Annotated in this window: 25 protein-coding genes; 14 read left to right on the top strand and 11 right to left on the bottom strand. The window is 72.3% G+C overall.

The annotated features are described in order from the left end of the window. Positions 1-127 precede the first annotated feature (127 nt). Positions 128-2,035, top strand: coding sequence for a helix-turn-helix domain-containing protein (locus tag AQI70_RS32375; RefSeq protein WP_062156009.1), 1,908 nt, complete (start codon positions 128-130; stop codon positions 2,033-2,035). A gap of 38 nt (positions 2,036-2,073) precedes the next feature. Here AQI70_RS32375 and AQI70_RS32370 read toward each other — a convergent pair whose 3' ends face one another. The 3 genes from AQI70_RS32370 to AQI70_RS32360 all read right to left on the bottom strand — a co-directional run bounded on the left by AQI70_RS32370 (position 2,074) and on the right by AQI70_RS32360 (position 5,249). Further along, the gene (locus AQI70_RS32370) at positions 2,074-3,261 is read right to left on the bottom strand and encodes an IS701 family transposase (protein WP_062156008.1); all 1,188 of its coding nucleotides are present in this window, start codon (positions 3,259-3,261) and stop codon (positions 2,074-2,076) included. Positions 3,262-3,431: 170 nt separating this feature from the next. Further along, the gene (locus tag AQI70_RS32365; RefSeq protein ID WP_062156007.1) at positions 3,432-4,220 is read right to left on the bottom strand and encodes an SDR family oxidoreductase; all 789 of its coding nucleotides are present in this window, start codon (positions 4,218-4,220) and stop codon (positions 3,432-3,434) included. 60 nt (positions 4,221-4,280) lie between these two features. Continuing rightward, complete coding sequence (locus tag AQI70_RS32360) at positions 4,281-5,249, bottom strand: NAD-dependent epimerase/dehydratase family protein (protein ID WP_062156006.1); 969 nt, start codon at positions 5,247-5,249, stop codon at positions 4,281-4,283. A gap of 272 nt (positions 5,250-5,521) precedes the next feature. Between AQI70_RS32360 and AQI70_RS32355 the strand changes: the two genes are divergently transcribed. Continuing rightward, positions 5,522-6,481, top strand: coding sequence for a D-2-hydroxyacid dehydrogenase family protein (locus AQI70_RS32355; RefSeq protein ID WP_062156005.1), 960 nt, complete (start codon positions 5,522-5,524; stop codon positions 6,479-6,481). Positions 6,482-6,490: 9 nt separating this feature from the next. Here the strand turns inward: AQI70_RS32355 and AQI70_RS32350 are convergent, their stop codons facing one another. The 5 genes from AQI70_RS32350 to AQI70_RS32330 form a co-directional block, all read right to left on the bottom strand. After that, complete coding sequence (locus AQI70_RS32350; RefSeq protein ID WP_062156004.1) at positions 6,491-7,081, bottom strand: DUF2087 domain-containing protein; 591 nt, start codon at positions 7,079-7,081, stop codon at positions 6,491-6,493. A 61-nt stretch (positions 7,082-7,142) separates the two neighbouring features. Then, complete coding sequence (locus tag AQI70_RS32345) at positions 7,143-8,003, bottom strand: tyrosinase family protein (protein WP_062156003.1); 861 nt, start codon at positions 8,001-8,003, stop codon at positions 7,143-7,145. After that, positions 7,987-8,484, bottom strand: coding sequence for a tyrosinase family oxidase copper chaperone (locus AQI70_RS32340; protein WP_062156002.1), 498 nt, complete (start codon positions 8,482-8,484; stop codon positions 7,987-7,989). The genes AQI70_RS32345 and AQI70_RS32340 overlap by 17 nt, the downstream gene beginning before the upstream one ends. Positions 8,485-8,574: 90 nt before the next feature. Next, positions 8,575-9,177 carry a vitamin K epoxide reductase family protein gene (locus AQI70_RS32335; protein ID WP_062156001.1) on the bottom strand — a complete coding sequence of 201 codons (603 nt, stop codon included), beginning with the start codon at positions 9,175-9,177 and terminating at the stop codon, positions 8,575-8,577. Continuing rightward, positions 9,174-9,884: a glycoside hydrolase family 16 protein gene (locus AQI70_RS32330; RefSeq protein ID WP_062156000.1), complete on the bottom strand. Its 711-nt coding sequence runs from the start codon at positions 9,882-9,884 to the stop codon at positions 9,174-9,176. The genes AQI70_RS32335 and AQI70_RS32330 overlap by 4 nt, the downstream gene beginning before the upstream one ends. A gap of 248 nt (positions 9,885-10,132) precedes the next feature. On the opposite strand from AQI70_RS32330, the gene AQI70_RS32325 reads away from it, so the two are divergent. The 4 genes from AQI70_RS32325 (at position 10,133) to AQI70_RS32310 (ending at position 12,077) form a co-directional block, all read left to right on the top strand. Continuing rightward, positions 10,133-10,522, top strand: coding sequence for a hypothetical protein (locus AQI70_RS32325; protein ID WP_244181921.1), 390 nt, complete (start codon positions 10,133-10,135; stop codon positions 10,520-10,522). Positions 10,523-10,981: 459 nt separating this feature from the next. After that, on the top strand, positions 10,982-11,317 hold the full coding sequence (locus AQI70_RS32320; RefSeq protein ID WP_004001127.1) for a hypothetical protein: 336 nt from the start codon (positions 10,982-10,984) through the stop codon (positions 11,315-11,317). 60 nt (positions 11,318-11,377) lie between these two features. Further along, positions 11,378-11,698 (top strand): hypothetical protein, encoded by a 321-nt coding sequence (locus tag AQI70_RS32315; protein ID WP_062155998.1) that lies wholly within the window; start codon positions 11,378-11,380, stop codon positions 11,696-11,698. Positions 11,699-11,756: 58 nt separating this feature from the next. Next, positions 11,757-12,077 (top strand): hypothetical protein, encoded by a 321-nt coding sequence (locus tag AQI70_RS32310; RefSeq protein WP_062155997.1) that lies wholly within the window; start codon positions 11,757-11,759, stop codon positions 12,075-12,077. Between the two features lie 385 nt (positions 12,078-12,462). On the opposite strand, the gene AQI70_RS32305 is transcribed toward AQI70_RS32310, so the two are convergent. After that, positions 12,463-12,780 (bottom strand): hypothetical protein, encoded by a 318-nt coding sequence (locus tag AQI70_RS32305; RefSeq protein WP_004001124.1) that lies wholly within the window; start codon positions 12,778-12,780, stop codon positions 12,463-12,465. Between the two features lie 621 nt (positions 12,781-13,401). Here AQI70_RS32305 and AQI70_RS32300 point away from each other — a divergent pair. The 8 genes from AQI70_RS32300 to AQI70_RS32265 are packed head-to-tail and all read left to right on the top strand — an operon-like array spanning position 13,402 to position 22,777. Further along, entirely contained in the window at positions 13,402-14,541 is a 1,140-nt protein-coding gene (locus tag AQI70_RS32300; RefSeq protein WP_107117125.1) for a glycosyltransferase, read from the top strand. After that, positions 14,538-16,007 carry an exopolysaccharide biosynthesis polyprenyl glycosylphosphotransferase gene (locus AQI70_RS32295; protein WP_062155995.1) on the top strand — a complete coding sequence of 490 codons (1,470 nt, stop codon included), beginning with the start codon at positions 14,538-14,540 and terminating at the stop codon, positions 16,005-16,007. Before AQI70_RS32300 ends, AQI70_RS32295 begins: the two co-directional genes overlap by 4 nt. Before the next feature lie 39 nt (positions 16,008-16,046). Further along, complete coding sequence (locus AQI70_RS32290) at positions 16,047-17,360, top strand: O-antigen ligase family protein (RefSeq protein ID WP_062156054.1); 1,314 nt, start codon at positions 16,047-16,049, stop codon at positions 17,358-17,360. Further along, entirely contained in the window at positions 17,357-19,078 is a 1,722-nt protein-coding gene (murJ, locus tag AQI70_RS32285; protein ID WP_062155994.1) for a murein biosynthesis integral membrane protein MurJ, read from the top strand. The genes AQI70_RS32290 and murJ overlap by 4 nt, the downstream gene beginning before the upstream one ends. Further along, on the top strand, positions 19,068-19,859 hold the full coding sequence (locus tag AQI70_RS32280; protein ID WP_062155993.1) for a polysaccharide deacetylase family protein: 792 nt from the start codon (positions 19,068-19,070) through the stop codon (positions 19,857-19,859). Before murJ ends, AQI70_RS32280 begins: the two co-directional genes overlap by 11 nt. Continuing rightward, positions 19,856-21,013, top strand: a complete 1,158-nt coding sequence (locus tag AQI70_RS32275; protein ID WP_062155992.1) for a glycosyltransferase — start codon at positions 19,856-19,858, stop codon at positions 21,011-21,013. The genes AQI70_RS32280 and AQI70_RS32275 overlap by 4 nt, the downstream gene beginning before the upstream one ends. Further along, the gene (locus AQI70_RS32270) at positions 20,994-21,668 is read left to right on the top strand and encodes a YveK family protein (protein WP_062155991.1); all 675 of its coding nucleotides are present in this window, start codon (positions 20,994-20,996) and stop codon (positions 21,666-21,668) included. The genes AQI70_RS32275 and AQI70_RS32270 overlap by 20 nt, the downstream gene beginning before the upstream one ends. After that, a complete protein-coding gene (locus AQI70_RS32265) occupies positions 21,665-22,777 on the top strand; it encodes a GNAT family N-acetyltransferase (protein WP_062155990.1) in 1,113 nt (370 codons plus the stop codon). Before AQI70_RS32270 ends, AQI70_RS32265 begins: the two co-directional genes overlap by 4 nt. On the opposite strand, the gene AQI70_RS32260 is transcribed toward AQI70_RS32265, so the two are convergent. Together AQI70_RS32260 and AQI70_RS32255 are read right to left on the bottom strand one after the other, a co-directional pair. Continuing rightward, positions 22,774-24,084, bottom strand: a complete 1,311-nt coding sequence (locus AQI70_RS32260; RefSeq protein WP_062155989.1) for a glycoside hydrolase family 26 protein — start codon at positions 24,082-24,084, stop codon at positions 22,774-22,776. The genes AQI70_RS32265 and AQI70_RS32260 overlap by 4 nt on opposite strands. 121 nt (positions 24,085-24,205) lie before the next feature. Then, on the bottom strand, positions 24,206-26,125 hold the full coding sequence (locus AQI70_RS32255; protein ID WP_062155988.1) for an AMP-dependent synthetase/ligase: 1,920 nt from the start codon (positions 26,123-26,125) through the stop codon (positions 24,206-24,208). Between the last annotated feature and the right edge of the window lie 337 nt (positions 26,126-26,462).

Here is a 26,462-nt window from a genome sequence, read left to right as displayed (position 1 = left end):
GTTCCGGTTGACCACTGGCTCCGGGCCAACCTAGATTTTGCGGGCGGGTGTGCTCGTATCTATGGGGGGAACGAACACGGTGGGGGATTTCGCAGCAGCAGGTGAATCGCGTTCGAGTGCGCTCGACATGCTCGAACTGCTGGTGGCGGAAGCCCCCGCGGACCGGTACGAGAAGGTCGTCAGCGACGCCCGAGCCGACGGCGCCGGCCCGGAGCGACTGGCCGAACTGGAGCGGGCCCGGGATCTCAGCCTGCGCATCCGGGACCTCTTCGAGCGCCGCCGGCAGCGCGAGGCGGGGCTGGTGGCACTGGTCGACACCGTGCGCGACCTGACGCTGCCGTACACGCTCGACACCCTGCTGAAGGTGATCGTCCGCCGCACCAGGCTGCTGTTCGGCGTCGACATGTCCTGGGTCGCGCTGTACGACCCCCAGCAGGACGGCTCGGTGGTGCGCGCGGCGGACGGCCAGGCATCGGCCATCACCGTCGGCTTCCGGGTGCCCATGGTGGGCGGGCTGGGGCTGCGCGCGATGAAGGAGGCCGGGCCCTTCTCGACGTCCGACTATCTGGTCGATGAAACGTTCACTCACTCCGAGGAGATCGACGCGGTCGTCCGCGCCGAGGGTCTGCGCTCCATGATGGCGGTGCCGCTCCAGCGCGACAACGAGGTCTCGGGTGTCCTGTACGCGGCCGGCCGCTCCGTACGGCATTTCGGGCCCGACGAGATCTCGCTGATGGTGTCGCTCGCGGACCTGGTCTCCGTCGCCATCGAGAAGGCCCGCCTGCTCGACGGCACCCGCCGGGAGATCGCCGAACTGGCCGAGGACACCCTGCGCGAGCGGGGCTCCTCACAGCTGGCCCAGCAGCTGCGCAGCATCCACAGCCGGCTGATCGACCTGGTGCTGGCGGGCAGCGACCTTCAGGTGCTCACCGCCGAGGCGGCCGAGCTCCTCGGCGGCCCGCTGAGCGTACGGGACCCGGCCGGCCGGGAGTTGGCGGCGGCGGGTGTGTTACCGCAGTCGACGGTCGCGGACGACGTCGCCGCCGCCGCGCTCGACGCGCACGCCGAACGGCGCCCGGTGCGCGCGGCCGGCGGACTGTGGGTGGCCCCGGCGGCCGCCGGCGAGGAGATGCTCGGCACGCTGGTGCTGGCTCCGCCCGAGGAGACCGAGGAGCACCATGTCCAGCTGCTCGGCATGGTCGCGCAGTGCATCGCCATCCTGCTGCTGATGCAGCGCAGCGCGGCCGTCGCCGACGGTCAGGCCCGCGACGAGCTGCTGCGGGACCTGATCACCGGCTCGCCGTCGGCCCTGGAGCAGGTCGCCGAGCGCGCCCGCCGGCTCTCCCTCGACCTGGACGAACCCCATGTCGTGGTGGCCGTGCGGCCCGAGGGCGGCATCCAGGGCCGGGCCCTGGTGTGGGCGTCGGCGTACGCGCACCGGCACCGCGGTCTGCGGACCCTGGCCGGGGACTGCCTGGTGTTCCTGCTGCCCGGCACCGACCCGGGCGCCGCCTCGGCCGCCCTGTCGAAGGAGCTGTCGTCGGTGCTGGGCCGCCGGGTGACGGCGGGCAGTTCGGGCCCGGCCGAGTGCCCGGCGGCCGTCGTCACCACGTACCAGGAGGCCAGACGCTGTCTGGACGCCGTGGTCGCGCTGGGCGGCATCGGCAGCACCGCCTCGCCGCAGGAACTCGGTTTCCTCGGGCTGCTGTTGTCGGAGAACCCCAACACGGGCGACTTCATCAGCCACACCATCGGCGCGGTGCTCGACTACGACAACCTCCAACGCACCGAACTGGCGAGAACACTGGAGGAGTACTTCGCCTCCGGCGGCAGCCCCACCTACGCGGCGGAGCGGCTCCACGTCCACCCCAACACCGTGTCACGGCGGCTGGAACGCATCACCGAACTCCTCGGCGAGAAGTGGCAGGAACCGGCCCAGGCGCTGGAGGTCCAGCTGGCCCTCCAGCTGCACCGCACCCGCCGCGTCCTGCAACGCGGCCCGGACCGCCGCCGGGCGGACCGCACGAGCGGCTGACGGCGACGGTGTCCGGGGACGGGCGCGGCCCACCCGGGTCAGGCGGTCCGCAGGCCGCTGTCGTCGTGTGCCGGTTCGTTCATCCCCGGGGCCGCCGTGAGAGCGCGTACGGCGTGGGCGGCCGAGGCCAGGGTGATGTGCCGGTGCCAGCCGTTGAAGGAACGGCCCTCGAAGTCGACGAGTCCGACCGGCACCGAGATCCGGTTGAAGTCGGTCTCGGCACGCAGCGCCAGCTTCGTCAGCCGCAGCAGCGCACCCGCGGGACCCGCGGTCAGATTGCTGATCCAGTACCGCTGCGGCCAGCCGTGCGGATCGCTCCACTCGCCGATCAGCAGCACCCGCTCCGACGACGGCGCCAGGGTGACCTGGACGGTGGCCACCAGGCTCGTACGGGTCACGCCGTGCTCCGGGTCCCGCCAGCTGACCGGCCGGCGCATGGCCCGGATCATCTTCAGCAGCTGCTGCGCGGAGACCTCCCGGTCGGTGTCGCCGGGCAGTCGGCCGCGATCGGCGATCGTCACCCGGGTGGCTCCGCTGACGGCGGCCAGCAGCGGCATCCGCTCCTCGGCGAAGAGGCGTACGAGAGCACGCGGATCGCAGTCCGGAAGGTCCACCACAACGGGGCGGGGTGTGCCCAGACCCCACTCGCGCACCTCCAGAGCGGTGGCCGCGACACACTCCGCGTCCGTGACCGTGGGATGTTCGGCGCCGGCCCGCAGCCGCCCGAGGACGGTGCCGGCACTGCGGCGCTCCTCGTGGCACATCAGCCGCCAGTGCACCGGCGCGCTCCCCTCCTCATGGACGGCCCAGATGCCCAGCGCCTCCTGGCTGTTGACGACCTGCCCGAGGCTGGGCACGAACCGCCGGGCCACACCGACCGAGTGCCGTCCCGCCTTCGGGATGACGAGCGGCCGGGCCACGAAGGCGCGTGGCCGCAGCACCCGCTCCAGATACCGGCACAGCGCGGCCCGCACGGGCATCCAGTCCCAGGTGGACGCGGACACGAAGTGATGCAGGCTCTGCTCGGCCGAACCGCCCCCGACATGGGCGGCGATGTTGCGCACGGTCTTGCGTCCGTCGGCCGTCAGCAGGCCGTACAGATACTGCGCCCCCTTCTCCCGCTGGTCCGCACGCGGCAGCAGGGCGAACAGTTCGGCGCACAGCTCGGCGACGGTGGCGTCCGGCACCTCCGGTTGAAGGCGTCGTACGGCGTTCACGGCAGTCATCTCCAGGACCCCCTAACTCGGCACCCCCGCTGTTCTCCAGAGCGGAGGGGGTGCTTTCACGGTGCGGTCGGGGGGTCCGCCGACAACAGGTGAGCCGGCCACACACATCCGCCCGGCCACGCTGGTCCGACCACCGCGCACCGGCCGGGGCAGGAGAAACGCCGGTCAGGTCACAGGTCCGTGCCCCCGCTGACGTCGAGGTACTGGCCGGTGACCCAGCGGGCGTCGTCGGAGGCGAGGAACGCCACCACGTCGGCCACGTCGGAAGGCCTGCCGATGCGGTCGAAGACGGAGCGCGCGGCCAGCGCGGCGCGCGCCTCGGGGGTCGCCCTGCGCCGGGCGTTCATGTCCGTCTCGATGAAGCCGGGCGCGACCGTGTTGACGGTGATGCCACGGGCGCCGAGTTCCTTCGCCAGGCACAGCGTCATCGTGTCCAGCGCCCCTTTGGACATGGCGTACGCGAGGGACTCGGGGAACGCGTGCCGTGAGGCGAGCGAGGAGATGTTGATGATGCGCCCGCCGTCCCGCATCCGCGGCAGCGCGCTCTGCACCAGGAAGAACGGGGCCTTGGCGTTGACGGCGATCATCCGGTCGAAGACCTCGGGAACCGCCTCCCCCACCGGCCCCGAGCCGCTCACCCCCGCGTTGTTCACCAGGATGTCGAGCGAGCCCTCGGCGTCCGCCGCCGCGTCCGTCCGCTCGCCCAGACCGGCGTCGAAGGCCTCGAAGACCGCGGCGGCGTCGCCGGGCACCCCGAGCTCCGCTCCCACGGGGAAGGCCCGCCCACCGTTCTTCCGTATCTCCGCCACCACCTCATGGGCGGCGGCCTCGCTGCGGCCGTAGTGGACGGCGACCAGAGCCCCGTCCCGGGCGAGCCGCGCCGCGATGGCTCTGCCGATGCCCCGCCCGGCCCCGGTGACCAGTGCGACCTTGCCCGTCAATGCGCGTTGGGTATCCATGACACTGCTGTATCACCTCGCCACCGCGTCACCGCATCACCTCGTCACCGCATCACCTCGTCACCGCTGCCCGAGGAACTCCCGGTACCACGCGGCGTGTTCAGCCAGCGACTTTGCGAACCCCGCCCCGGGACCGACCCCGACACCGCTCCAGAAGCCGTCGTCCGCGAACCAGTGGTCCACGGCGAGCATGCCGAGGTGATGCAGCCCCCGCGGCTGCCCGGCGAGCCGTGCGCGGGCCTCGTCGACGGTCGGCGGCGCACCCGGCAGACGCAGGCCGAGCAGGTCGGCCACGGTGTCGAGCAGCTCCGAAGTGCCCACCGGATCCGGGTGGTTGACGTGATGCGCGCCCGCGAGGTCCCGGTCCGAGAGCCCCGCGGCGACCACCGCGCGCCCCAACGCCCGGACGTCGACGACGGAGTGCCGGGCGGTGCCTCCCCTCAGACCCGCCGAGAGCAGCCCCAGCAGGGTGACCAGGCCGGGCACCACCCACCGGTCCCCCGGCCCGAGCACCAGGTGCGGGCGCAGGACGACCCCGCCCGCGTCCAGCACATGCCGCTCGGCGGCGGCGCGGGAGCGGCTGGTCGGTGACGCCGGAGCGGGCGGCAACCGGTCCGGGAGCGCGGCGCGGAACGGCCCTCTCCCGTAGACCGCGGCCGTGCTCACATAGACCACGCGTCCCACACCCGCGCGCGCCGCCTCCGCCACGAGGGCACGCGTCCCGTGATCGTTGACGGTGACGGCGGCGCGTTCGTCGCCGCCGATGTACGAGGCACAGTGCAGGACGACGTCGACGCCGTCGCAGATCCCGCGCAGGGACCCGGGATCGGCCAGGTCGCCCCGCACGACGTCCACCGCGCGGGAGCCGGCGCCGGGACCGCTGCCCCAAGTCCCCGCCCCCGCATCGGGGTTGCGCAGCATGAGGCGGATCGAGGACGGCGTGGCGCCATCGAGGGTCCCGAGGGCCGCGGCGGCCGTATGGCCCCCGATGAAACCACTGGCCCCGGTGATGAGGATGCGCGGTGACAAGGCGGGTCCCTCCCTCTCGGCCGGCGGTCCGCAGCGAGGCGACGCCGCCCGCGAGTAAGTTACGTGCGATCCACAAGGGTTCTCAACACGCGACGTGAGGGTGCGCGCACCCGGCAGAGGAAGCTCTCTGACCAGGCAGGACAGCACGTCTTCCGCGAGTACGCGGTGAACGCCTCCGCGACCACCTCGCCCCGCATCTCGCCGCCCGGCATCCCGTCCGGCCCGGCGCGTTGGCGACAATGCCCCTGACACCCCACGAAAGGACCCCCACCGTGCGGCTGCGCTGTGCTGTGCTCGACGACTTCCAGAACGTGGCGACCGAGGTCGCCGACTGGTCCCCGCTCGCGGACGACGTGGAGGTCGTCCCCTTCACCACCCACTTCCCCGACGAGGACACCCTGGCCGCGGCCCTCGCCGACTTCGACATCGTCGTCACCCTGCGCGAACGCGTCCCCTTCCCCGCCTCCCTGATCGCCCGTCTGCCCCGGCTGAAGCTGCTGATCGCCTCCGGCATGCGCAACTCGGTCATCGACTACGCCGCCGCCGAGGCGCACGGCGTCACCGTCTGCGGTACGGCCAGCTCCTCGACCCCGCCCGTCGAACTCACCTGGGCCCTGCTGCTGGGCCTCGCCCGCGGCATCGTCCAGGAGAACGGCGCCCTGCGCTCCGGCGGTCCTTGGCAGAGCACGGTAGGCGCCGATCTGCACGGCCGCCGCCTCGGGCTGCTGGGCCTGGGCAAGATCGGCAGCCGGGTGGCCCAGGTCGGCCTCGCCTTCGGCATGCACGTCAGCGCCTGGAGCCAGAACCTCACCAAGGAGTACGCCGACGAGGTCGGCGTCCACCTGGCCGCCTCCAAGGAGGAGCTGCTCGCCGAGAGCGACTTCGTCTCCGTCCACCTGGCCCTCAGCGACCGCACCCGCGGCCTGCTCGGCGCGCCCGAACTCGCCCTCCTCAAGCCGGCGGCGTATCTGATCAACACCTCACGCGCGGCGATCGTCGACCAGGACGCCCTGCTCGCCGCCTTGCACGAGGGCCGCATCGCCGGCGCCGGCATCGACGTCTTCGACGTCGAGCCCCTCCCCACCGACCACCCGATGCGCACCGCCCCCCGCCTGCTCGCCACACCCCACCTGGGCTATGTCTCCCAGGCCAACTACGCCACGTACTACGGTCAGGCCGTCGAGGACATCCAGGCCTACCTGGCGGGCACACCGGTACGCCGGCTGCCCTGACGGCGGCGGTCAGGCGATACCGGCGGACTCGGTCTCCCCGCCCGGCCGTCGGTAGACGCCCTCGCTCCGGTGCAGATGGTGCAGGTCCACCAGGTAGCGCCGGAGTGTCACATGGTCTATGTCGTCGCTGTCCTCGCACCAGGCGCGCAGCTTGTCGTCGACGGTCCGCTCCGGGTACTCGACGCCCGGCTCGAAGGTCCGATCGGCGATGTACCGCAGTACCAGCTTCTTGCGGGCCCACTGCGCGGGCAGCCGGACCAGCCGGCCGTCCCGGACGAAGGTCCGTACGACCATGTCGGTCCGCTCGTCCCCGGAGGCGGGGCTCTCGGCGGCCTCGGAGTCGTTCTCCCGTTGCGCCGCCGATCGCGCGTACTGCTTGAACAGGCCGTAGGCGACGCCCAGCTCCCCGTCGTCCGCCGCCGTCACCACGCCCTGCTCCCGCAGCCGCCGCAGCGCCGTCGCGGTCTCCTTCGGCGACAGCCCCGCCGCCCGGGCGACCTGCTCGGCACTGCCCGCGCCCAGCGCGACCGCGGCGAAGGCGCGCACCCGGCTCTCCTCGGCGAACAGCCGGACCAGTTGTTCCGTCGGATCGGTTGCCATGCCGGGAGGCTAGTGGACGCCCGCCGCGGGGCTGAGGGATTTTTTTTCCGCGCGCCGGGTCTCAGGCGTACCGGTAGATCTCGGACATGTCCTCCAGCTCGTCCGGGGTCACGTCCCACGGCGGCAGCGGCTCGTGCCGGGCGACGATCCGGCCGTAGTGGCGGCTGCCCCGGCCGGGCGGCTTGGCGGGCAGATAGCGGTGTTTGCGGTGGCGCCGCTGCCAGCGGGTCCACTGCATGTCCATGAAGGAGTGGACCAGCCAGAAGACGGGATCGTTGACGGACGCGCCGCCGAGCATGACGCCCCCGACCCAGCGATGCACCCGGTTGTGGTTGCGCCAGGGGTTGCTGTCGCTGCCCCACCCCTCCATCTTGTTGCGGAAGCCCTTGGTGACCGTGGAGTTCCAGGGGGCGACGTCGTACACCGGGTCCTTCAGCGCCCAGTTCAGATCGGCCCGGGTGGGCAGGTCGATCGGGTTACGGGAGCGGCCCAGGTCCCGGGTGAGGTACTCGACGTTGGTGATGTTCTCCGTGATGGTCCAGTTGCCCGTCACGTAGGCGAACGGCCCGGTCATCACCTGCCGGTCCCGCGGCCGCCCGTTGCCGCCGAGCAGATCGTCGGTCCACGGCACGGCGGTGGTCGAACGGTCCCGGGTCCAGTCCCAGTACGGCACCGTCACCGAGTCGTCGACACTCTGCAGGGCGCTCTCCAGGTCCAGCACGAACCTGCGGTGCCAGGGCAGGAAGGAGGGCGTCATATGGGCCGCGCGCAGACCCGTGTCACCGTCCCCGCGGAAGAAGGCGATGTGCAGCCGTACGAACTCGTCGTACTCACCGCGCCGCTTGAGTTCGAGCAGCGCCTCGACGAACCGCCGCCTCTCACTGCGCGTCAGCTTCCGCACGTTCTTACGCACGTACACCATGTGCTGCCTCCCTGTGCGCGTGCCCGCCGCCGAACGGCCCGGGGGCCAGGTCGCGCAGCCGCCGGCTGGGCCCGAGTTCGTCGACGGCCGCGCGGGTCGCCTCCAGCGGGGTCCGGTACCAGCTGTAGTGGTCGATCATGCTCAGCCAGGTGCCGTCGGCCCGGCGCATCAGGTGCAGCGGGCGGCCGTCCACGGTGACGCGCCATTCGAGCCCGAGCACACTGAGACCCGCGGCGGGAAGCGGGAAGCCCTGGATCCGGCGGCCGCGGTAGGTCTCGTCGAAGGCGGTGCCGGTGTCCCGCTGTTCGTCCGCGGACCGCGAGGGCCGGGAGGCGGCGAGCACCGGCGTGCACGCCACGGCGGCGGAGCCGAGCAGCAGCCGCGCCACCTCCCGCCGTGTCCGCCCCGCCGGCGCGCCGCTCGCCCGGGGACCCGCCCCCTGCACCGCACCCACCGACACTCCGTCTGCACTGACGGCCATCGCTCACTCCTCGTACGGTTCGGCTGTTCGTACGAGTAACCGACGGGGACGCTCCACGGTCACCACCGAAGCGCCCATACGGTGCAATGGTCAGCTCGTCCAGAAGTCCCACCAGCGGGTCAGGATCAGCATCCCGACGATGCCGATGTGCAGCAGCGGAGGCACCCAGCCGAACTCCGCGAGGAAGTTCCGCACCGGGCCCGGTGCGGGCAGCAGGCCGTGCCGCACGAGGAAGGACGTCAGGGACCAGAACAGCAGGATGGTCGCGAGCCAGGCCAGGCAGCACCACAGGCACAGGGCGTTGATCCGGTACAGGGACTCGAACTGCAGCCAGGAGACGAACCCGATGCCGAACAGGCATCCGGCCTCGAAGGCCAGCCAGTACCAGCGCGGGAAGGCGGCTCCGGCGAGCAGGCTCGCGCCGACGCAGATCACGATGCCGTAGGCGACCAGGCCCAGCATCGGGTTGGGGAACCCGAAGGCCGAGGCTTGTTCGCTCTTCATCACGCTGCCGCAGGTCAGCACCGGGTTCAGGCTGCAGCCGGGGGTGAAGTCCGGGTCCTGAAGCAGCTTGAACTTGTCGAGGGTGATGACCCAGGAGGCCAGCAGCCCGGCCGCCCCGGTGAGCACCAGCAGCACGGCGAACGCACGGCCGCCGCCCACGGTCCGTCGCGGGCCCGGAGCGGAGGTCACCGCGCGGCCTCGCGGTAGACGCGCAGGTAGTCGACGGCGAAGGTGAGGGGAGCCGGGCCGCAGGGGGCCGGGTGGTACCGGCCGGCGCACACCGACAGGTTCAGGATGAGATACGCCGACCAGTCGGCGCCGACACCGGCGCCGTCGCAGAAGACGCTCTCGCCGTTGACGTACCACTCGACGGAACGCGCGCCGTAGCGGGTGCCGATGGTCACCCACCGGTCCGGGGCGACCGCGTCGGGGTCGGTGTGGTACGTCGACGCACCGTTGACCTGGTTGGACAGCTCCAGCAGGTGCGGGTTGTCCGGGTGGTACTCGAAGGAGTCGACCTCGTTCTCGCCGTCCTTCCAGGTCCACAGCGCCGGCCAGGCTCCGGCCCCGTGGGGCAGTCTGACCCGGGTCTCGATCTGGTCGCCGGTGCGCACCTGGAAGCCCTCGTCGGAGTATTCGGTGGTGAGCAGGCCGGTGTGCCAGGCCTGCAGACCGTTCTCCAGGGTGCGGCCGGCCGGTGCCGCGGTGAAGGTGGCCACACCGTCGCGGACGGTCACACAGCCGGGGTCGAGCCAGTCGAGCTTGTTGTCGTCGGGGTTGTGATCGCCGTAGCGGTAGGCGCTCGATCTGTCGCCGACCCATTTGGCGCCCCAGGCGATCGGGCGGTCGAACTCCTCGGACCAGGTCGGCGTGAACGTGGCGGTGTCGATGGTCATGGCGGCGAGGGTAGGCCACCTGCCCCTTTTCCCATTCCACGTCGCGCAGGCGCTCGAATTAGGCCGGACGCACCATAGGATCAATCGATTCGCCGACCAGATGCCCATCCCTCCGAATGCCTCTGTGCATTCCATTCTTCACCCCTGCGACTTTCACGCGTATGGAGCAACGCGTCGCTTTTGCACGGCCGCTGGACTGCTATGTTCTCCAACCGTCGGATCAGAGGTACTTTCTAGCGAGGTGAATCATGAAGAAGGCAGTTTTCACCACTGCGGCGTTGGCCATCGGTGCGGGTCTTGTGGGTGGCTCCGCCGCCGCGGCAGCGGCCGCCGGGGGCTCGGGAATCTCCACCAGCCCGCTCGGGCTCATGTCCCCGACCAAGGTGACCCCGGCGGTCGTGCCCGCGGCCGACGTCGTGACGCGGCTGGCTCGTGACGGCGGGATCGCGAAGGGCAGCGCGTTCGACAAGAAGAAGAACTCGGTGGGAATGTCCGGCGTTTACCTGGACGGAATGGACCCGGAGGCTGCCAAGCGGCCCACGATTCCGGTGAAGAACCCGGCCGGAAGCGGCTCTGTACAGGTCCGCCCGCTGCAGGCACCGACCGCCTCGGGGCTCGGCACCCTCCTTCCCAAGTGACAATCGGCGGGACAGAGCTGGGCCCGGAATTCTGAGACTCTGATCCGGTTCTCGGCGGCTGGAAACCGCAGCCAGGCCCAGGCGCTGGATCCGGACCCACAGCTCCACCTCCGCATATGGCGGGCCCGAAAGCCCACTGACCCGCGAACCGTCTGTCCGGCCCACCGGCCCGCACCTTGCCGGTGGGCCGGACGCACGTCCGCGTCCGGCCGGGCCGGCTCATTCGGCTCAACCGCCCCTAAATTTCCCGGAAGACCGCACGGATTCCACCTCCGCGTCCGCCTTCGGCAGGGCGTTCCGCATGAGTGAACGTAAAGCCGGAGGCACCTGCGAGCCCGCTTGGTTGCGCCATCCGATGGAATCTGCCCACGTTTGAATGTTCCCACCGTGACTTATGCGTGCATATACGGGTTTCCTTTTCGTAAGCGTGCGCAACCGTGAATTCAGGAAGGAACCGAGTTGCCCAAGAAGTTCGCGGTCATCACGGCCCTCGCCCTCAGCACTGTCGTCGCCGGAGCCGGCGTTGCCACCGCTGGTGAATACGACGGCAACGGCAAGAACACCACTGTCAAGGGGGGTAGTGGCTTCTCGTCGTCCCCTGTCGTCGTGAACGCGCCCCAGCAGGGCGTTCTCATCGTCAACGGCACCCTCGTCGACGGTCGTTGCCTTGCCCCGTGGTCCAACGGAGCCGTACTCGGTGGTGTCGTCCCGCCGAACTCGCATTACGCCGCCTGCAACACGGCCAAGGTGGACCAGACGCAGAACGCCCCGTACGCGGGCGGCCTGCTGTTCTGACCCCTGTCCCGAGCGATTCGGAGCAGGTACTCCCACACGCAGCCCGGAAAGGCTCAAATCATGCGTAACAAGGTTACGGCCATTTCCGCCGTGGCAGCAGGCATCGTCCTTGCGACCGGCGGCACCGCCACGGCCGACAGCGACACCACCACCGTCAAGGGCGGTAGTGGTTTCTCGGCTTCCCCGGTCGTCGTCAACGCGCCTCAGCAGGGTATTGCCGTCGTCAACGGCAGCGTCGTCGATCTCCGCTGTGCCGTGCCGTGGTCGAACGGAGCCGTCCTCGGCGGCGTAGTCGCACCGAACTCGCACTATGCCGCCTGCAACACGGCCCCGATCGACCAGTCGCAGAACGCCGCCTACAGGGGCGGTCTGCTGTTCTGACCCCTGCTCCGAGCAATTCGGAGCAGGTAAACCCACACGCAGCCCGGAGGCTCAACTCATGCGTAACAAGGTTACGGCCATTTCCGCCATCGCGGCAGGCATCGTCCTTGCGACCGGCGGCACCGCCACGGCCGACAGCGACACCACCACTGTCAAGGGCGGTAGCGGATTCTCGGCTTCCCCGGTCGTCGTCAACGAACCGCAGCAGGGTGTCGCTGTAGTGAACGGCACTCTTATCGACGCTCGCTGCCTTGCCCCGTGGTCCAACGGAGCCGTCCTCGGTGGCGTCGCCGCGCCGAACTCGCACTACGCCGCCTGCAACACGGCGAGGATCAACCAGGCGCAGAACGCCCCGTACGTGGGCGGCCTGCTGTTCTGAGCAGTCCTTCGCCCGATGGCGGTCCGCCGGAAGCCGGTGGACCGCCATCGGCATTTTCGCGCCCTCGGCGAGTTCCCGCCGGAGCAGTGGGTTCCCCACCAAACCCGTGGGCCCTGTCCGCGTCGTAACGCAGACAGGGCCCACGGTCAGGAGGCGACCGGCAAAAACGCCGACAGGCGGATCACCGGTCCATGAGGGAGCGCCAGCAAGGAGGAAGAGCGCCCATTCAGTTGGTCCAACGAAGCTGTTGTGCCAGGGGTCACCCTGAATCGTCCGTTCGGCCCAACGGGGCGATAGGACAATTGCACTTCGCCCCACATGCCGAAGGGCCGGCTCCGAAGGACTCGGAGCCGGCCCGGAACATCGAGCCGAGGAACGAAATCGCCTACTTGATCGCCGGCTTGCCGACCGGAAGTCCACCGAGCAGCTGGCCGTCGATGGGGTTCGGCAGGGTGCCGCCGAAGACGGGGGTCTTCACCACGCTCGAGTTCCGCACGCCCTGCTTCACGCCGTCCGCCGTGCGCTTCACGTTGTTGCCCACGTAGCCCGTCGGCAGCTTGGCGGCCGCGGGGAGGCTGCGGGCGACCGTCTTCCCGTTGTCGACAAGGCCGGGCGCCGACAGGTCCACCGCGGCGGCGGGCCCAGCGGTACCGGCAACGGCGAGGGAGCCGACGACAACGGCAGCAGCCTTCAGGTTCTTCATCGTGTTCCTTTCCTGGAAACTTGTCTTCCGTAACTCGCGCTCCCCGCAGGGGATTTCATCGCTCAGGCGTCGCGAGTGACTCGGTCTCAGTTCTCCTGGGCTAACGACAGGGGGCCCCTCGGGAAACTCTGCTGCCGACAAGTTCCAGGTAACTCATACGAAAAGACCCGTCGTGCCGACCGTGATCGGCACAACGGGTCTGGAGGATCGGCGGCTGCTTCGCCTCAGGCGCCGGTCCTGCATCAGAGAGCCGGACAATCGTGTGATCACCGTTAAACCGGTCCGCCGCGTCCGCAACCGGTGGCCCCCGGCCATGTGACGAACTGTCAGGGGTGAACGGCCCGTCCGCCCTGATGAGAGGCCTTTTTCGCGCCGGCCACCCCGGGGCTCCAAATGGGTGGTCCCGCACGGGAAACAACTCGGAAAACGCTGCCGTTCCCACCTGGCCGACCGCTTCTCAGATAAGTATGGATAAGTGGCTGGTGCTGCTCACCCTCGGAATCCAGGAAGCCGATTGAACCACAGACCCTCTCGAACAGGTGCGGGATCTTATATCGGGAACGCGGGCCGCACATCGTGTTGCTGGTTGGGACTCATTTCTTCGGAAGGGCAGCATCGGTCATGCGCATCTCCCCGCACATCCTGCATGTCGCCCAGCCCGTCGACGGCGGTGTCGCGCGGGTCGTGACGGACCTGGTGGCGGCACAGCTCGCCGCCGGGCTGCGGGTGACCGTGGCCTGTCCCGAGGGCGGCATGCTGGCCGACGCCCTGCGCGCGCTGGGCTGCACCGTGCGCCGCTGGGACGCGACCCGCTCACCGGGGCACCGGCTCCCCGCGGAAGTACGGCAGTTGGCGCGGCTGGTCGGGGATGTGGGACCGGACCTGGTGCACGCGCACAGCGCGAAGGCCGGGCTCGCGGCCAGGCTCGCGGTGCACGGCCGGCTGCCGACCGTCTTCCAGCCGCACGCCTGGTCGTTCGAGGCCGTGGGCGGAGCCGTCGCGCGGCTGGCGCTGGCCTGGGAGCGGTTCGGGGCGCGGTGGGCGACGCGGGTGCTGTGCGTGAGCGAGGCCGAGCGGCGGACCGGGGAGCGGTGCGCGATCCCCGCCGTGTGGGGTGTCGTCCCCAACGGTGTCGACACCGACAGGTTCCGGCCGGACGGGGACAGCGCGCGGTCCGGGGCGGGTCCGCTCGTCGTGTGCGTGGGCCGGCTGTGCCGCCAGAAGGGGCAGGACGTGCTCCTTCGGGCCTGGCCCGAGGTGGTGCGGCGGGTGCCCGGCGCGCGGCTGGTGCTGGTCGGCGACGGACCGGACGCGGACCGGCTGCGCGCCGGGGCGCCGGAGTCGGTGGAGTTCGCGGGCGGCGTGCCCGACACCGCCCCCTGGTACCGGGCCGCCGACGTCGTGGTCCTGCCGTCCCGTTGGGAGGGTATGGCGCTCGCCCCGCTGGAGGCCATGGCCTGCGCCCGGCCGGTCGTCGTCACGGACGTGGACGGGGCCCGCGAGAGCCTGCCGCAGGGCCATCCGCCGTCCTGCCTGGTGCCGCCGGAGGACCCCGACGCGCTGGCCCGGGCGCTCACGGCGCTGCTGCGGGACGAGCCGCTGCGCACCTCGCTGGGCGCACTGGGCCGCGCGCATGTGCTCGTCGCCCACGACCTGCGGCACGCCACGGCCGCGGTGACCGATGTGTACCGCGAACTGCTCGGCACCGCCGCCACGCCGGTCGTCGGACCCAACGAGGGCAGGAAGTGCATCACCACATGACCGCGGAAAGCACCGTCGCCTCGCCCGCGGGGAAGCAGCGGGAGCCAGAGGGCGCCCTCTATGTCCTTCCCCCGGGCGGCAGCGCCGCCGGACGCCGGGTGCCCGCCGGGCGGGGAGCACGCCGGCCCCGGCGGGACTCCCCGGTGTTCCTGTGGCTCGTGGACGGCGGCGCCGCCCTGCTGGGCGCCCTGGTCCTGCCCGCCGCCCACCGGTACCCCCTGGTCGTCGCCGTGCTGGCTCTCGCCGTGATCGGTCTGAACCGGCGGGCCGCGCTGTACGACACGTTCGCCGTCCCCCGCGTACTGGACGAACTGCCCGCCGTCTGCGGACGGATCGCCGTCGTCTGGGCGGCTGCCGCGGCGCTCTCCCCGCTGCGGTCGCTCCCGCCGGCCGTGCTGGCCGGCGTCGTCGCCGTGCACTGTGCGGCGGCCTGCGCGGGCCGCGCGGCGGTGCACGCCGGCCGGCGGCGGGCACTGCGGCGCCGGCCGCGTCCCGCCCTGGTGGTCGGCCCGGTCTCGGTGGCCCGGCGGGTCGCGGCGGCGTTGCTGCGCCAACCGGGCTGCGAAGTACGGCCCGTGGGTCTCGTCGCCGACGGCCTGGAAGTCCTCGGCGACACCGACGAGGAGCCCGGACTGCCGGTGCTCACCACGGCGCAGGACGCGTGTCGGGCGCTCATCCAGAACGGGGTGGAGACGGTGCTCGTCGTGGGGGCCGCCACCCGGGTGGAGAAGGCCGCCGTGCTGCGGGGGTTGGCCGGATACGGCTGTGTGCTGTGGGAGCTGGACGCGGACCCGCCGTCGTACGGGCTCGGCGGGTGCTGCTGGAGCGACGCGGGGCATCTGGCCGGTTTCTCGCGCAGGCTGCTGTGGCCGGCGTGCGCACGGCGGCGTGGCAGCGTGGGCAAGCGGGTGCTCGACGTGGTGCTCTCGGGTTCGCTGCTGGTGCTGGCCGGGCCGGTTCTGCTCGGGTGCGCGCTGGTGCTGTGGGCCATGGACGGGCCGGGCGTGGTGTTCCGGCAGGAGCGGATCGGCAGGGACGGACGGCCGTTCACGATGCTGAAGCTGCGCACCCACCGGCCCGCCAGCGCGCACGAGGCGGCGACCCGCTGGAGCGTGGCGAACGAGCAGGACATGAGCCGCTTCTGCCAGTTTTTGCGCCGTACCTCGCTGGACGAGCTGCTGCAGCTGTGGAACGTCTTCCGCGGCGACATGAGCCTGGTCGGACCCCGGCCCGAACGGCCCTACTTCGTCGCCCGGTTCAGCCGGGCCCATCCGGGCTATCCGGCGCGCCACCGGATGCGCACCGGGATCACCGGGCTCGCCCAGATCCACGGGCTGCGCGGCGACACCTCGATCGAGGACCGGTGCCGCTACGACAACGCCTACATCGACAACTGGTCGCTGTGGCAGGACGTCTGCATCCTGCTGCGCACAGCGGCCCAGTTCGTACGGCCGACGGGGAGCTGAGCACCGGTGACCGCTCCCTCGGTGGCCTCGCCCCCGCTCGTGCGGGCGCAGCCCGCGCCGCGCCGGGCCGGCTCCGCCCTGTCGGTTCTGTCCGTACTGCCCGTCGTGGCGGTCGTCGTCCTGCTGGGGCTGCCGGTCGCACCGGACAGCGGCGCCACGCCCGCCGACGCGGCCTCCGCGGTCCTGGTGCTGTGGGCCGTCGTGGACAGCGCACGGCGGGCGCGGCGCCCGCTGACACGGACGGCGGCGGGCGTGCTCGGGCTGCCGGTGGTGGGCATCGCGGTCGCCGCGGCGGGGGCGGCGACCACCAGCGACGCGATCACCGGGCTGGCACGGTACCTGCAGGTGTTCGTGCTCGTCCCGGTCGCCGTGGTGCTGCTGGTGCGGGACCGGAGGAGGGCCCGGCTGGTGCTGTGGTCCCTGGTCGGCCTCGCGCTGTGGCAGGGCGCGATCGGCGTGCACCAGAACCTCACCGGGACCGGGGCCCTGTATCAGGGGGCCGACATCCGGGCGGTGGGCACGTTCGGGCCGTCCGATGTGATGGGGATGGCGTCCGTCGTCGCGTACGGGGTGGTGGCCGCGACCGGTCTCGCGCTCGGGGCGCGGGCGCGCCGGCAGCGGGTCGTGGCGGCCGGATGTGCGCTGGCCCTGCTGGTGCCGCTCGCGCTGTCCTTCAGCCGGGGCGCCTGGATCGCCACGGCGGTGGCGTGCGGGGCGCAGTTGCTGCTGGTCGGGGTGCGGCGGGCGGTGCAGGTGTGCGCGGCGGCGGCCGCGGCCTGCGTGGTGCTGGTGGGCGGGCTCGGCGTGGGCGCCGCGGCGGTGCAGGCGCGGCTGACCAGCATCACCCAGGTCGCCGACGCGCCGGACCAGTCGGTCGTGGACCGATACACCATGTGGGCGGCCGCGGCCGGTATGTGGCGCGAGCATCCGGTGACGGGCGTGGGACTGAAGGCCTTTCCGGCACACCGGGACGGCCATGCCTCGCTCGCCCTGTCGTCGGGCAGCGACACGGCGGGAGCGGGCCAGGCCTTCCGGCGCCAGCCGCTGCTCTCCCCGCACAACATGTACCTGCTGCTGCTGAGCGAACAGGGCCTGCTGGGCCTGCTCACGGTGGCGGGCAGCTGGCTGGCGCTGCTGGTGTGCGCACTGCGCCGGCTGCGACGGGGCGGAGGCGTCCGCGACTGCGCGCTGCCGGCCTGCGGACTGCTGCTGTGGCAGCTCGTGAACTTCCTGTACGCCGACATCGGCGGCCCCTCCACCGTCCTGACGGCCCTCTGCTTCGGCCTCGCCGCCTGGTGGGCGCTGGGACACGACGAGGCGTCGGCCCCGGCGGCGGAATCGGGCCCGCGATGAGCTCCCGGCCGGCGACGACCGGCGACGCCCCCGAGCACACGCCCGGCAGAGACGGCCCACCGCTCATCGAAAGCGTGCCCGCGGCGGGCCCTCTCCCCGGCCCGGCGTCCACCCGGCGGCCGGGTGCTCCCTCGCGGCGCTTTCTCGCCAGGGCGACGTTGCTGACCGCCGCGCTGTCCATGGCCGGGGCGCTCCTCGGGCTCGGCCGGGACCAGGCGCTCGCGCACCTCTTCGGGGCCGGGGCGGCCAGCGACGCGTTCCTGGTGGCCTGGACGGTGCCCGAGATGGCGTCGACGCTGCTGATCGAGGACGGCATGGCGTTCCTGCTCGTGCCCGCGTTCAGCGTGGCGCTGGCCCGGCGGGCGAACGGGTCCGGCACCCCCGACCCCGTGCACGCCCTGGTCGCCGCCACGCTGCCGCGGCTGTGCCTCGCCCTCGCCGCGACGGCCGCCGTGCTCGCGGCCGGGGCGCCGCTGCTGGTCTCCGTCCTCGCGCCCGGCCTGCCCGACCCGTCCCTGGCCGTGTCCTGCACCCGGCTGACCGCGACCTGCGTGCTGAGCTTCGGGCTGGCCGGGTACTGCGGTGCGGCGCTGCGGGCCCACGGCAGCTATCTCGCGCCGGGCACCATCTACATCGCGTACAACGCCGCGATCATCGCCGCGATGCTCGTTCTCAGCGAGCACTGGGGCGTACGGTCCGCGGCTCTCGGCGTCGCCGTGGGCGGGTGCCTCATGGCCGCCGTACAGGCACCGTCCCTGTGGCGGCGGATCGCCGGGCGGCCCGGCCGGCCGGCTGCGGCGTACGAGGGGGGCGGGGGCGAGGGGGACGGCGGCCGGACGCTCGCGCTGGGCCTCGTCTGCGCGGTCCTGCTGTTCACCCTGTGCCGGCAGTCGCAGGTCCTCATCGAGCGGTACTTCGCGTCCGGGCTGCCCTCCGGTGCCATCTCGCATCTCAACTACGCCCAGAAGGTCGCCCAGTTGCCGATGTCGCTGGCGCTGATGGTGTGTGTCGTCACCTTCCCGGTGGTGGCGCGGGCCATCGCCGAGGGCGACACGCGGCGGGCCAGGGACCGGGTCGAGCGGGACCTGGTGCTGACGGCCTGTCTGGTCCTGCTCGGCGCCGCCGTGGTCGTGGCCTGCGCGCCGCAGATCGTCCAGCTGCTGTTCCAGCGCGGCGCGTTCACGGCCGAGGACACCGCCGCGACCGCCGCCGTGATGCGGGTGTACGCGGCGGGACTGCTCGGGCACACGCTGGTGGGGGCGCTCGTGCAGTCGTACTTCTCGGCCGGCCGGACCACCTGGTTCCCGCTGGGCGCGATGGGCGTGGGCACGCTGGCCACCGTCGTCGTCAGCGCCTGGGCCGTGGGTCCCTGGGGCGCGCGCGGCATCGCCGCGGCCAACGCGGCCGGGATCACCCTCACGGCACTGCTCCTGCTGCACGGGCTGGGGCCGCGCACCGTGCCCGTGCGCGTCCGCCGGGTCGTCGCCGGACTGGCCGGGCCGGTGTACGCGGCCGTGTGCGCCACCGGAGCCGGGCTGGTCTGTGCGGGGCTGTTCGCCTCGCCCCTGGCGGCCGTCGCCGCCTGCTGCGGGTGCGTGAGCGCCGTCTTCCTGCTGCTGGTCCGGATCCTCGACGCGGCGGACGCCCGGTCCCTGCTGCTCTCCGTCGCGCACTCCCTCAGTCGCTCCGTCACACGAAAGCCTCGCCATGGTCGCTGACACCTCCGCCGCGCCGAGCACGGCCGAACCCGATCCCCGACCGGCCGCGGCGGGACGCCCGAAGCGGCGTTCCCCCGCCTGGGTGGCCATGTACCACTCCGTCTCCGACTGCCCGGACGACCCGTACAACGTCACCGTCACGCCCGCGCGCCTCGACCGGCAGCTCGCCTGGCTGGCCGGCCGCGGTCTGCGCGGGGTGAGCGTGCGGGAGCTGCTCGCGGCGCGGGCCCGGGGCGCGGAGCGCGGCCTGGTCGGGCTCACCTTCGACGACGGGTACACCGACTTCGTCACCACCGCGCTGCCGGTGCTGCGCCGCCGGGGTTTCACGGCGACCGTGTTCGTGCTGCCCGGGCTGCTCGGCGGCGAGAACACATGGGAGCCGACCGGCCCGCGCAAGCCGCTGCTCGACGTGGACGGCATCCGCCGTGCCGTGGCCGCGGGCATGGAGGTCGCCTCGCACGGCCTGACCCACCTCGATCTGACCCGGGCCACGGACCAGGTGCTGCACACCGAGGTCGACGACAGCCGGCACCGGCTCGCCGGGATCACCGGCGGCGACGTCGAGGGCTTCTGCTACCCGTACGGCCGTCTCGACGAGCGCGCGGCCGACGCCGTGCGCCGGGCCGGTTACCGCTACGCGTGCGCGATCGGCCCCGGCCCGGTCGGCGCCGGCGACTTCGCGCTGCCCCGCATCCACCTCGGGAGGGCGGACACCTCGGTGCGGCTGGAGCTGAAGCGACGGCTGGCCCGGGTCTGGGGCCGTGCCGTGGAGGCCGTGTGAGGGCCCTGCACATCATCACCGGGCTCGGTGTCGGCGGAGCGGAACAGCAGCTCCGGCTGCTGCTGCGCCACCTCGCCGCGGAGTGCGACGTGGTGGCCCTGACCAACCCCGGCCCGGTCGCCGCGGGCCTGGCCGCCGACGGTGTCCGCGTCATCCACCTCGGGATGGGCGGCAACCGCGACCTCGGCGCGCTGCCGCGCCTCACCCGGCTGATCCGCGCCGGCCGCTACGACCTGGTGCACACCCACCTGTACCGGGCCTGCCTCTACGGCCGGATCGCGGCGCGGCTCGCGGGAGTCGGGGCCGTCGTGGCCACCGAGCACTCCATCGGCGTCGACCGGCTGGAGGGCCGGCCGCTGACCGCGGGTGTCCGCGCGCTGTACCTGGCCGGTGAGCGCCTGGGCCGCGCCACGGTCGCCGTCTCGCCGACGGTGGCCGCCCGGCTGCGGCGGTGGGGCGTGCCCGGGCAGCGCATCCGGGTCATCCCGAACGGCATCGACGCGCCCCGGTTCCGCTTCGACGAGGCGCGCCGCACCCGGGCCCGGGCGTTCTTCGGGCTGCCGCAGGACGCGTACGTCGTCGGCGGTGTGGGGCGCCTCGCCCCTGGCAAGCGCTTCGGCCTGCTCGTGCGGGCCTTGGCCGAACTGCCCGGCGACGTACGCCTGTTGCTGGTCGGCGGCGGCCCCGAGGAGGCGGCGCTGCGGCGCACCGCCCGGGCGCTGGGCGTCGCGGACCGGGTGGTGCTGACGGGCGAGCGGCCGTATCCGCCCGTCCCCTGCGACGACGCACCCGATCTGGCCGCCCTGCTGTCCGCGATGGACGTGCTCGCCTCGCCGTCGGCACAGGAGTCCTTCGGCCTGGCCGTGGTGGAGGCGCTGGCGGCGGGCCTGCCCGTGCTCTACACGAGCTGCCCCGCCGTCGAGGACCTGCCGCCGGGCGCGGCACCCGGTGCCCGGCGCGTCACGGGCGGCGCCGCGGCGTACGCGCGCGAACTGCTGCGGCTGCGTACGGCGGGACCGGGCGAGCGGACCGTCCCGGACATCATCCACCGCTACGACATCGCGTGCACCGCCCGGCAGCTGATGGACCTGTACACGGCCGCTCTGTCCGGCTCGACCCTGGAAGTGAGTTCTCATGACAGACAATCCCGCTGAGCGTGACCGGCTGTTCGGCCCCGCGCCGCGCGCACGCACGAAGCGGCTGCCCTCGTGGTGGCTGCTGCCCGCCGGCGCGCTGCTCGGTGCCGTGGCCGGCGGCGCCTACGGCCAGCTGAAGCCGCCGGAGTACACGGCGACGAGTTCCGTCGTCGCCGTGCCGACCGGCGAGACCGACGCCGACTGCACCGACGCGCTCGGCTTCGCGCAGGCGTACGGCCGTGTCGCCCCGCAGCTCGCGGTGCTCGGGGACGCGCAGGTGTGGGCGGGCGTGCCGGTCGCGACGCTGCGCGAGAGCGTGCAGGTGGCGACCTCGCCGGACGCGCCGATGGTCGCGGTCTCGGCGACCGCGTCGAGCCCCGGCCAGGCCGTCGACATCGCCAACGCCGTGTCCCACGCGCTGATCACACAGGCCGACCACACCAAGGACCGGACCGGCGTCCGGCTCGAACGCCTCGCCCGTGCCCTGAAACCGACGGAACCGTCGTCCGCGTCACCGGCGCTGGCCGCGCTCGTGGGTGCGAGCGCCGGAGGTCTGCTGGGCGGGCTCGCCCTGCTGGCCCGGCCGCGGCGGACCGCGGACGACGACGAGCGCAGCCGGGCCTCGGTACCCGGCCCGGCAGGCGCCGCCGACGCCCGCGGGACCCGGGGATGACCGCGTCCGGCCGCGCGCTGTCGGTGGAGGTGTGCACCGACGAGCGCGCCTTCGCCGAGCTGGCCGGGGAGTGGGAACGCCTGTACGGGGCGTGCCGGTCGGCGACGCCCTTCCAGAGCCATGCCTGGCTGCACTCGTGGTGGCTGTCCTACGGCGGGCCGGGCCGGCTGCGGCTCGTCCTGGTGCGCAGGGGCGGGGAACTGGTGGCGGCGGCGCCGCTGATGCGGGTGCGCCACCCGCTGCCGGCGCTGGTGCCGATCGGCGGCGCCATCACCGACTTCTGCGATGTGCTCATCGACGAGGCGGTGGCCGCGCCGGGTGCCGGGGCGCTGGCGGACGCCCTGGCGGACCTGGGCCGCACCGCCCTGGTCGACTTCCGTGAGGTGCGGCCGGGCGGCGCGATGGAGCGGGTGTATCTCTGCTGGCGGGGCCCGCGTCACCGGGTCCGTGACTCCATGTGCCTGCAGTTGCCCGCCGTGCCCATGGACGAGTTGGTCGGGCGGCTGTCGTCGCGGCACGCCCAGCGGGTCCGCAACAAGGTGAAGCGGCTCGCCCGGCTCGGCGTCGAGTGGCGGGTGGTGCGCCACGACGAGACGGAGGCCGCACTGCGCCGGCTCCTCGAACTGCACCGGCTGCAGTGGCAGGGCAGGAAGATGTCGGCGGAGCACGTACGGCCGCGGTTCCTGGAGCATCTGGTCCGGTCGGTGGTGCCCATGGCCCGGTCCGGCCAGGCCGCGGTGATGGAGTTCCTGCTCGACGGGACGGTGGTGGCGGTCAATCTCAACCTGCTGTCGGGAGGGATGGCGGGCACGTATCTGTACGGCTTCCACCCGCGGCTGCGGGAGCGGAAGGTGGACGTGGCGGCGATGCTGCTGCACGCCTCCACCGAGCACCTGGCGCCCGGCGGCGGGCCCCGGGTGCTGAGCCTGCTGCGCGGCGACGAGCCGTACAAGTACCGCTGGCACCCCGACACGGTCGCCAACCAGCGTTTCCTGCTGGCCCGGCGCCGCACCGTCCCGCTCCTGGCCGCCGCGGCCGGCGAGGCGGCGGCGCGTCGTACGGCCAAGAAGATCCTGCGCGGGAGCCCGGGAGCTGCGGATCACCGCTAGCGCTTCTCCTGGTGGAGGCAGAGGGAGAGCTCGTCGCCGACCCGGTGCTCGAACCATGGCGGGAGGTCCAGTGCCGTGCAGTCGGGCAGCTCGGACGGCAGGGCCGTCGGTGTCCGTGTCGATGCCGGCAGCGGTGTCGCGTCCGGCTCGGCGGCGGCCGTCGGTGCGGTCGGGGCGGGGACCGACGGCCCCGGTTTCGGCCGCGGCAGCAGGGGCGTGGACAGCAGCAGGCGGTACAGGGCGGAGGCACGGGGGTTGTCGGGGCACAGCCACACGCCGTGCGGGCAGTAGTCGGTGATGGTGTTGTACAGCGGCTGGTGCTCGTCCATCCAGGCGAGCATCCGCAGCATCCACCTGATGTTGTCGCCGTTGCGGAACAGACCCCATTCCGGATACGAGATCGGCTTGCCGTGCGCCCGCGCGAAGTCCACGTGGTGCTGCAGGCCGTAGGGCTCGGACACCTGCTCGTCGAAGCTCAGGCCCCGCGGCTGGTCGTACGCGTCCATGCCGACGATGTCGACGAAGTCGTCGCCGGGATAGCACTCCGGCCAGGGGATCGCGTCCATGCCGCGGCTCGGGGCGAAGTCGAACCTGAACCTCTGGCCGGGAACCTTGCGCATGACGGTGACGATGCGCCTCCAGTACCGCTTCCAGCTCTCCGGGTCGGGGGCGCAGCGATGGGTGTAGGTGACGCCGTTCATCTCCCAGCCGAGCACGATGACCGTGTCCGGCACCCCCAGGTCGACCAGCCGCTCGGCCAGCACCTCGAAGTGGTCGTCGAACGCGCCGTCCTCGGCACGTCGCAGCAGCTGTCTGACCTCTGCGTCGGGGACGTTCTCCTCGTTGCGTTCCATCATCGGCACGTTGAGGACGAACAGCCGGTCGGCCCTGGCCCGCCGCCACTCGGCCCAGCTGTCGAGGAAGCCGTGCCCGCCCTCGATGTTGCGCCACAGGTCGCCCGGCAGATACGTGTGCCCCACGCGCGGTTCCTGGCCGCCCAGCCAGCGGGTGAGCTCCTTCATGCGCCGCACTCCGGCCGGCCCGTAGTGCAGGAACGCGCCGAACGCGGGCCCGCTCGCGGCGATTCCCGTGGGCGCGTGCGTGCCGCCGGTGGGAGAGGGGGACGAGGCCGGGGGTTCCGGGCGGGGGTGGGGTTCGGCCCCCGGTGCCGAGTGCTGCGGGCCGGGACGGGATGCGGCGTCGGCCGAGAAGGCCGGGCCCGGAACGAGAGCCGCCGACACGACGACTCCGGCGGTCAGGAGCGCCAGTCCCCTAGGGGTGGACCGGCGGTGTTCAGGGGCGGCCATGCATCCTCCTTCTGGGCGACACCTCCCGCTTGGTGATACATGGTCATATATGCGCTTATTGCCCCAATTGAGTCACAGGGTCTGACAGGGATCGCCCGCACGAGTGACCTCGCACGGGCCCTCACCTGCGGTACAGCGCCTCGATCTCCTGCGCGTACGCCGTCGTCACCGCGTGCCGCTTGACCTTCAGGGACGGGGTGAGCATGCCGTTGTCCTCGTTGAACTCGCCCTCGACCAGGACGAACGCGCGGATCGACTCGGCCCGGGAGACGGCCTCGTTGGCGTAGTCCACGGCCTTCTGGACGTCGGCGCGCATCCGGGGGTCCCGGACCACCTCGGACATCGGGGTGTCGGCGGACAGTTTCCGTACGGCGAGCCAGTGGGCCACCGCGTCGGGGTCGAGGGTGATCAGAGCGCCGACGAAGGGGCGGTTGTCGCCGACGACGAGGCACTGACCGATCGGCGGGCGGCTGCGCAGGCGGTCCTCCAGGACGGCCGGGGAGACGTTCTTGCCGCCGGAGGTGACGATGATGTCCTTCTTGCGGCCGGTGATGGTGAGGTAGCCGTCCTCGTCGAGGGAGCCGAGGTCACCGGTGGCGAACCAGTCGTCCCGGAGTACGGCGTCGGTGGCGGCCGGGTTGTTCCAGTACGAGCCGAAGACGATGCCGCCCCTGATGAGGACCTCGCCGTCGTCGGCGATGCGGACCGCGGTGCCGGGGACGGGCTGGCCGACCGTGCCCGGGCGGGGTTTCAGGGGCGGCACGATGGTGGCGGCGGCCGTCGTCTCCGTCAGGCCGTAGCCCTCGTAGACGATGATTCCGGCGGCGTAGAAGAACAGGTTGAGGTCGCGGTCGAGCGGGGAGCCGCCGCTGATGGCGTAGCGCATGCGGCCGCCGAGTTCCTTGCGGACACGGCGGTAGACCAGCAGGTCGTACAGGGCCCAGGCGGCGTAGAGGGCGGGGCCGGGCCCCTTGCCCTGGTTCAGGAACTTGTTCAGATACGCCTCGCCGAAGCGGACGGCGATGCGGTGGGCGCGGTCGAAGGACGCGCCGCGGCCCATCTTCTCGGCCGTCGCGCGGCCGGTGTCGTGGATCTTCTCGAAGAGGTACGGGACGCCGACGAGGAAGGTCGGGCGGAACTCCTTGAGGGCCGGGCGGAGTTCGTCGGGCTTGATGCTGGGGCAGTGGCCGATCTCTATGCGGGCCATCAGGCAGGCGATCTGGAGGGTGCGGCCGAGGATGTGGGCGAGGGGGAGGAAGAGGAGGGTGGAGGCTGTCTGGCGGGTGACCTCCTTGAAGATGGGGTGGAGCAGTTCGACCGTGTTGGCGGCCTCGGCGTGGAGGTTGGCGTGGGTGAGGACGCAGCCCTTCGGTTTGCCGGTGGTGCCCGAGGTGTAGCAGACGGTGGCCACGGTGTCGGGGGTGAGGGCCGTGCGGCGCTTGGTGACCTCGTCGTCGGGGATGTCCTGGCCGAGGGCGGTGAGGGTGGTCAGGGCGTCGGCGTCCAACTGCCATACGTGCGGCGGCTGTCGGTGACCGGCCGTGCCTGACGTCACCGTTTCGGTGTTCTCCTCCGTCTCGGTCACGACGTGGCGGGCGCCCGAGTCACGGACGATCCACTCCACCTGTTCCGCGGAGGAGGTGGCGTAGACGGGGACGGTCTGGCCGCCCGCGGCCCAGATCGCCAAGTCGAGGACCGTCCACTCGTAACGGGTGCGGGACATCACGGCCACGCGGCCGCCCGGTTCCAGGCCCGCCGCTATCAGCCCCTTGGCGACGGCCGTGACTTCCCGCGCGAAGGCCGCGGTGGTCACCGGGTGCCAGGTGCCGTTCTGTTTGCGCCGCAGGGCCACCGCGTCGGGGGCCTCGGCGGCGTTGGTGAAGGGCAGGTCGGCGATGCTGCCGGTGGTGGCCTGCGGTGCGAGGGGTGGGGTGCGGGCCTCGCGGACCACACCCTCGGCGTCCCTGACGACCTCGACCCTGGTGCGGTCCATCAGGTCGGTGCGCTGCTTCGCCCGCTTCAGATCCTTGCGTACGCCCATGACCGCTCCCGATGCCAGTCGGACTTACCGGAGAGTCAACTTACTCGCGCGTAGCTGTAGGTCAATGCCTGCGGCGGCCTGTGGGGGCAGGGTGGGGGTGCGCGTAGCGCCTTGGGTTGCGTCGTGGGTCGGGGCCGCGCCGGGGGGTGTCCGTCCTCGGACCGGCGGCCCCCTTAGGCCAAGAGGTGCCGCGTGTTGACGCCGGCCACTGCGGGCGGACACCCCCCGACACGTCCCCTTCCCGCCGTACGCGACTGCGGCGCCACGGGGGTACGCCGCCGCCCCTCTGCACGCCGGTCGTGTCTTTCAGCCCGTCCGGCGTTTGAGGACGAGGCCC

It is taken from the genome of Streptomyces curacoi (genome assembly GCF_001513975.1).
In the GTDB taxonomy this organism is placed as follows: domain Bacteria; phylum Actinomycetota; class Actinomycetes; order Streptomycetales; family Streptomycetaceae; genus Streptomyces; species Streptomyces curacoi.
Note: the sequence above shows the minus strand (reverse complement) of the source record. Positions and strands in the feature narration are given on the sequence as shown.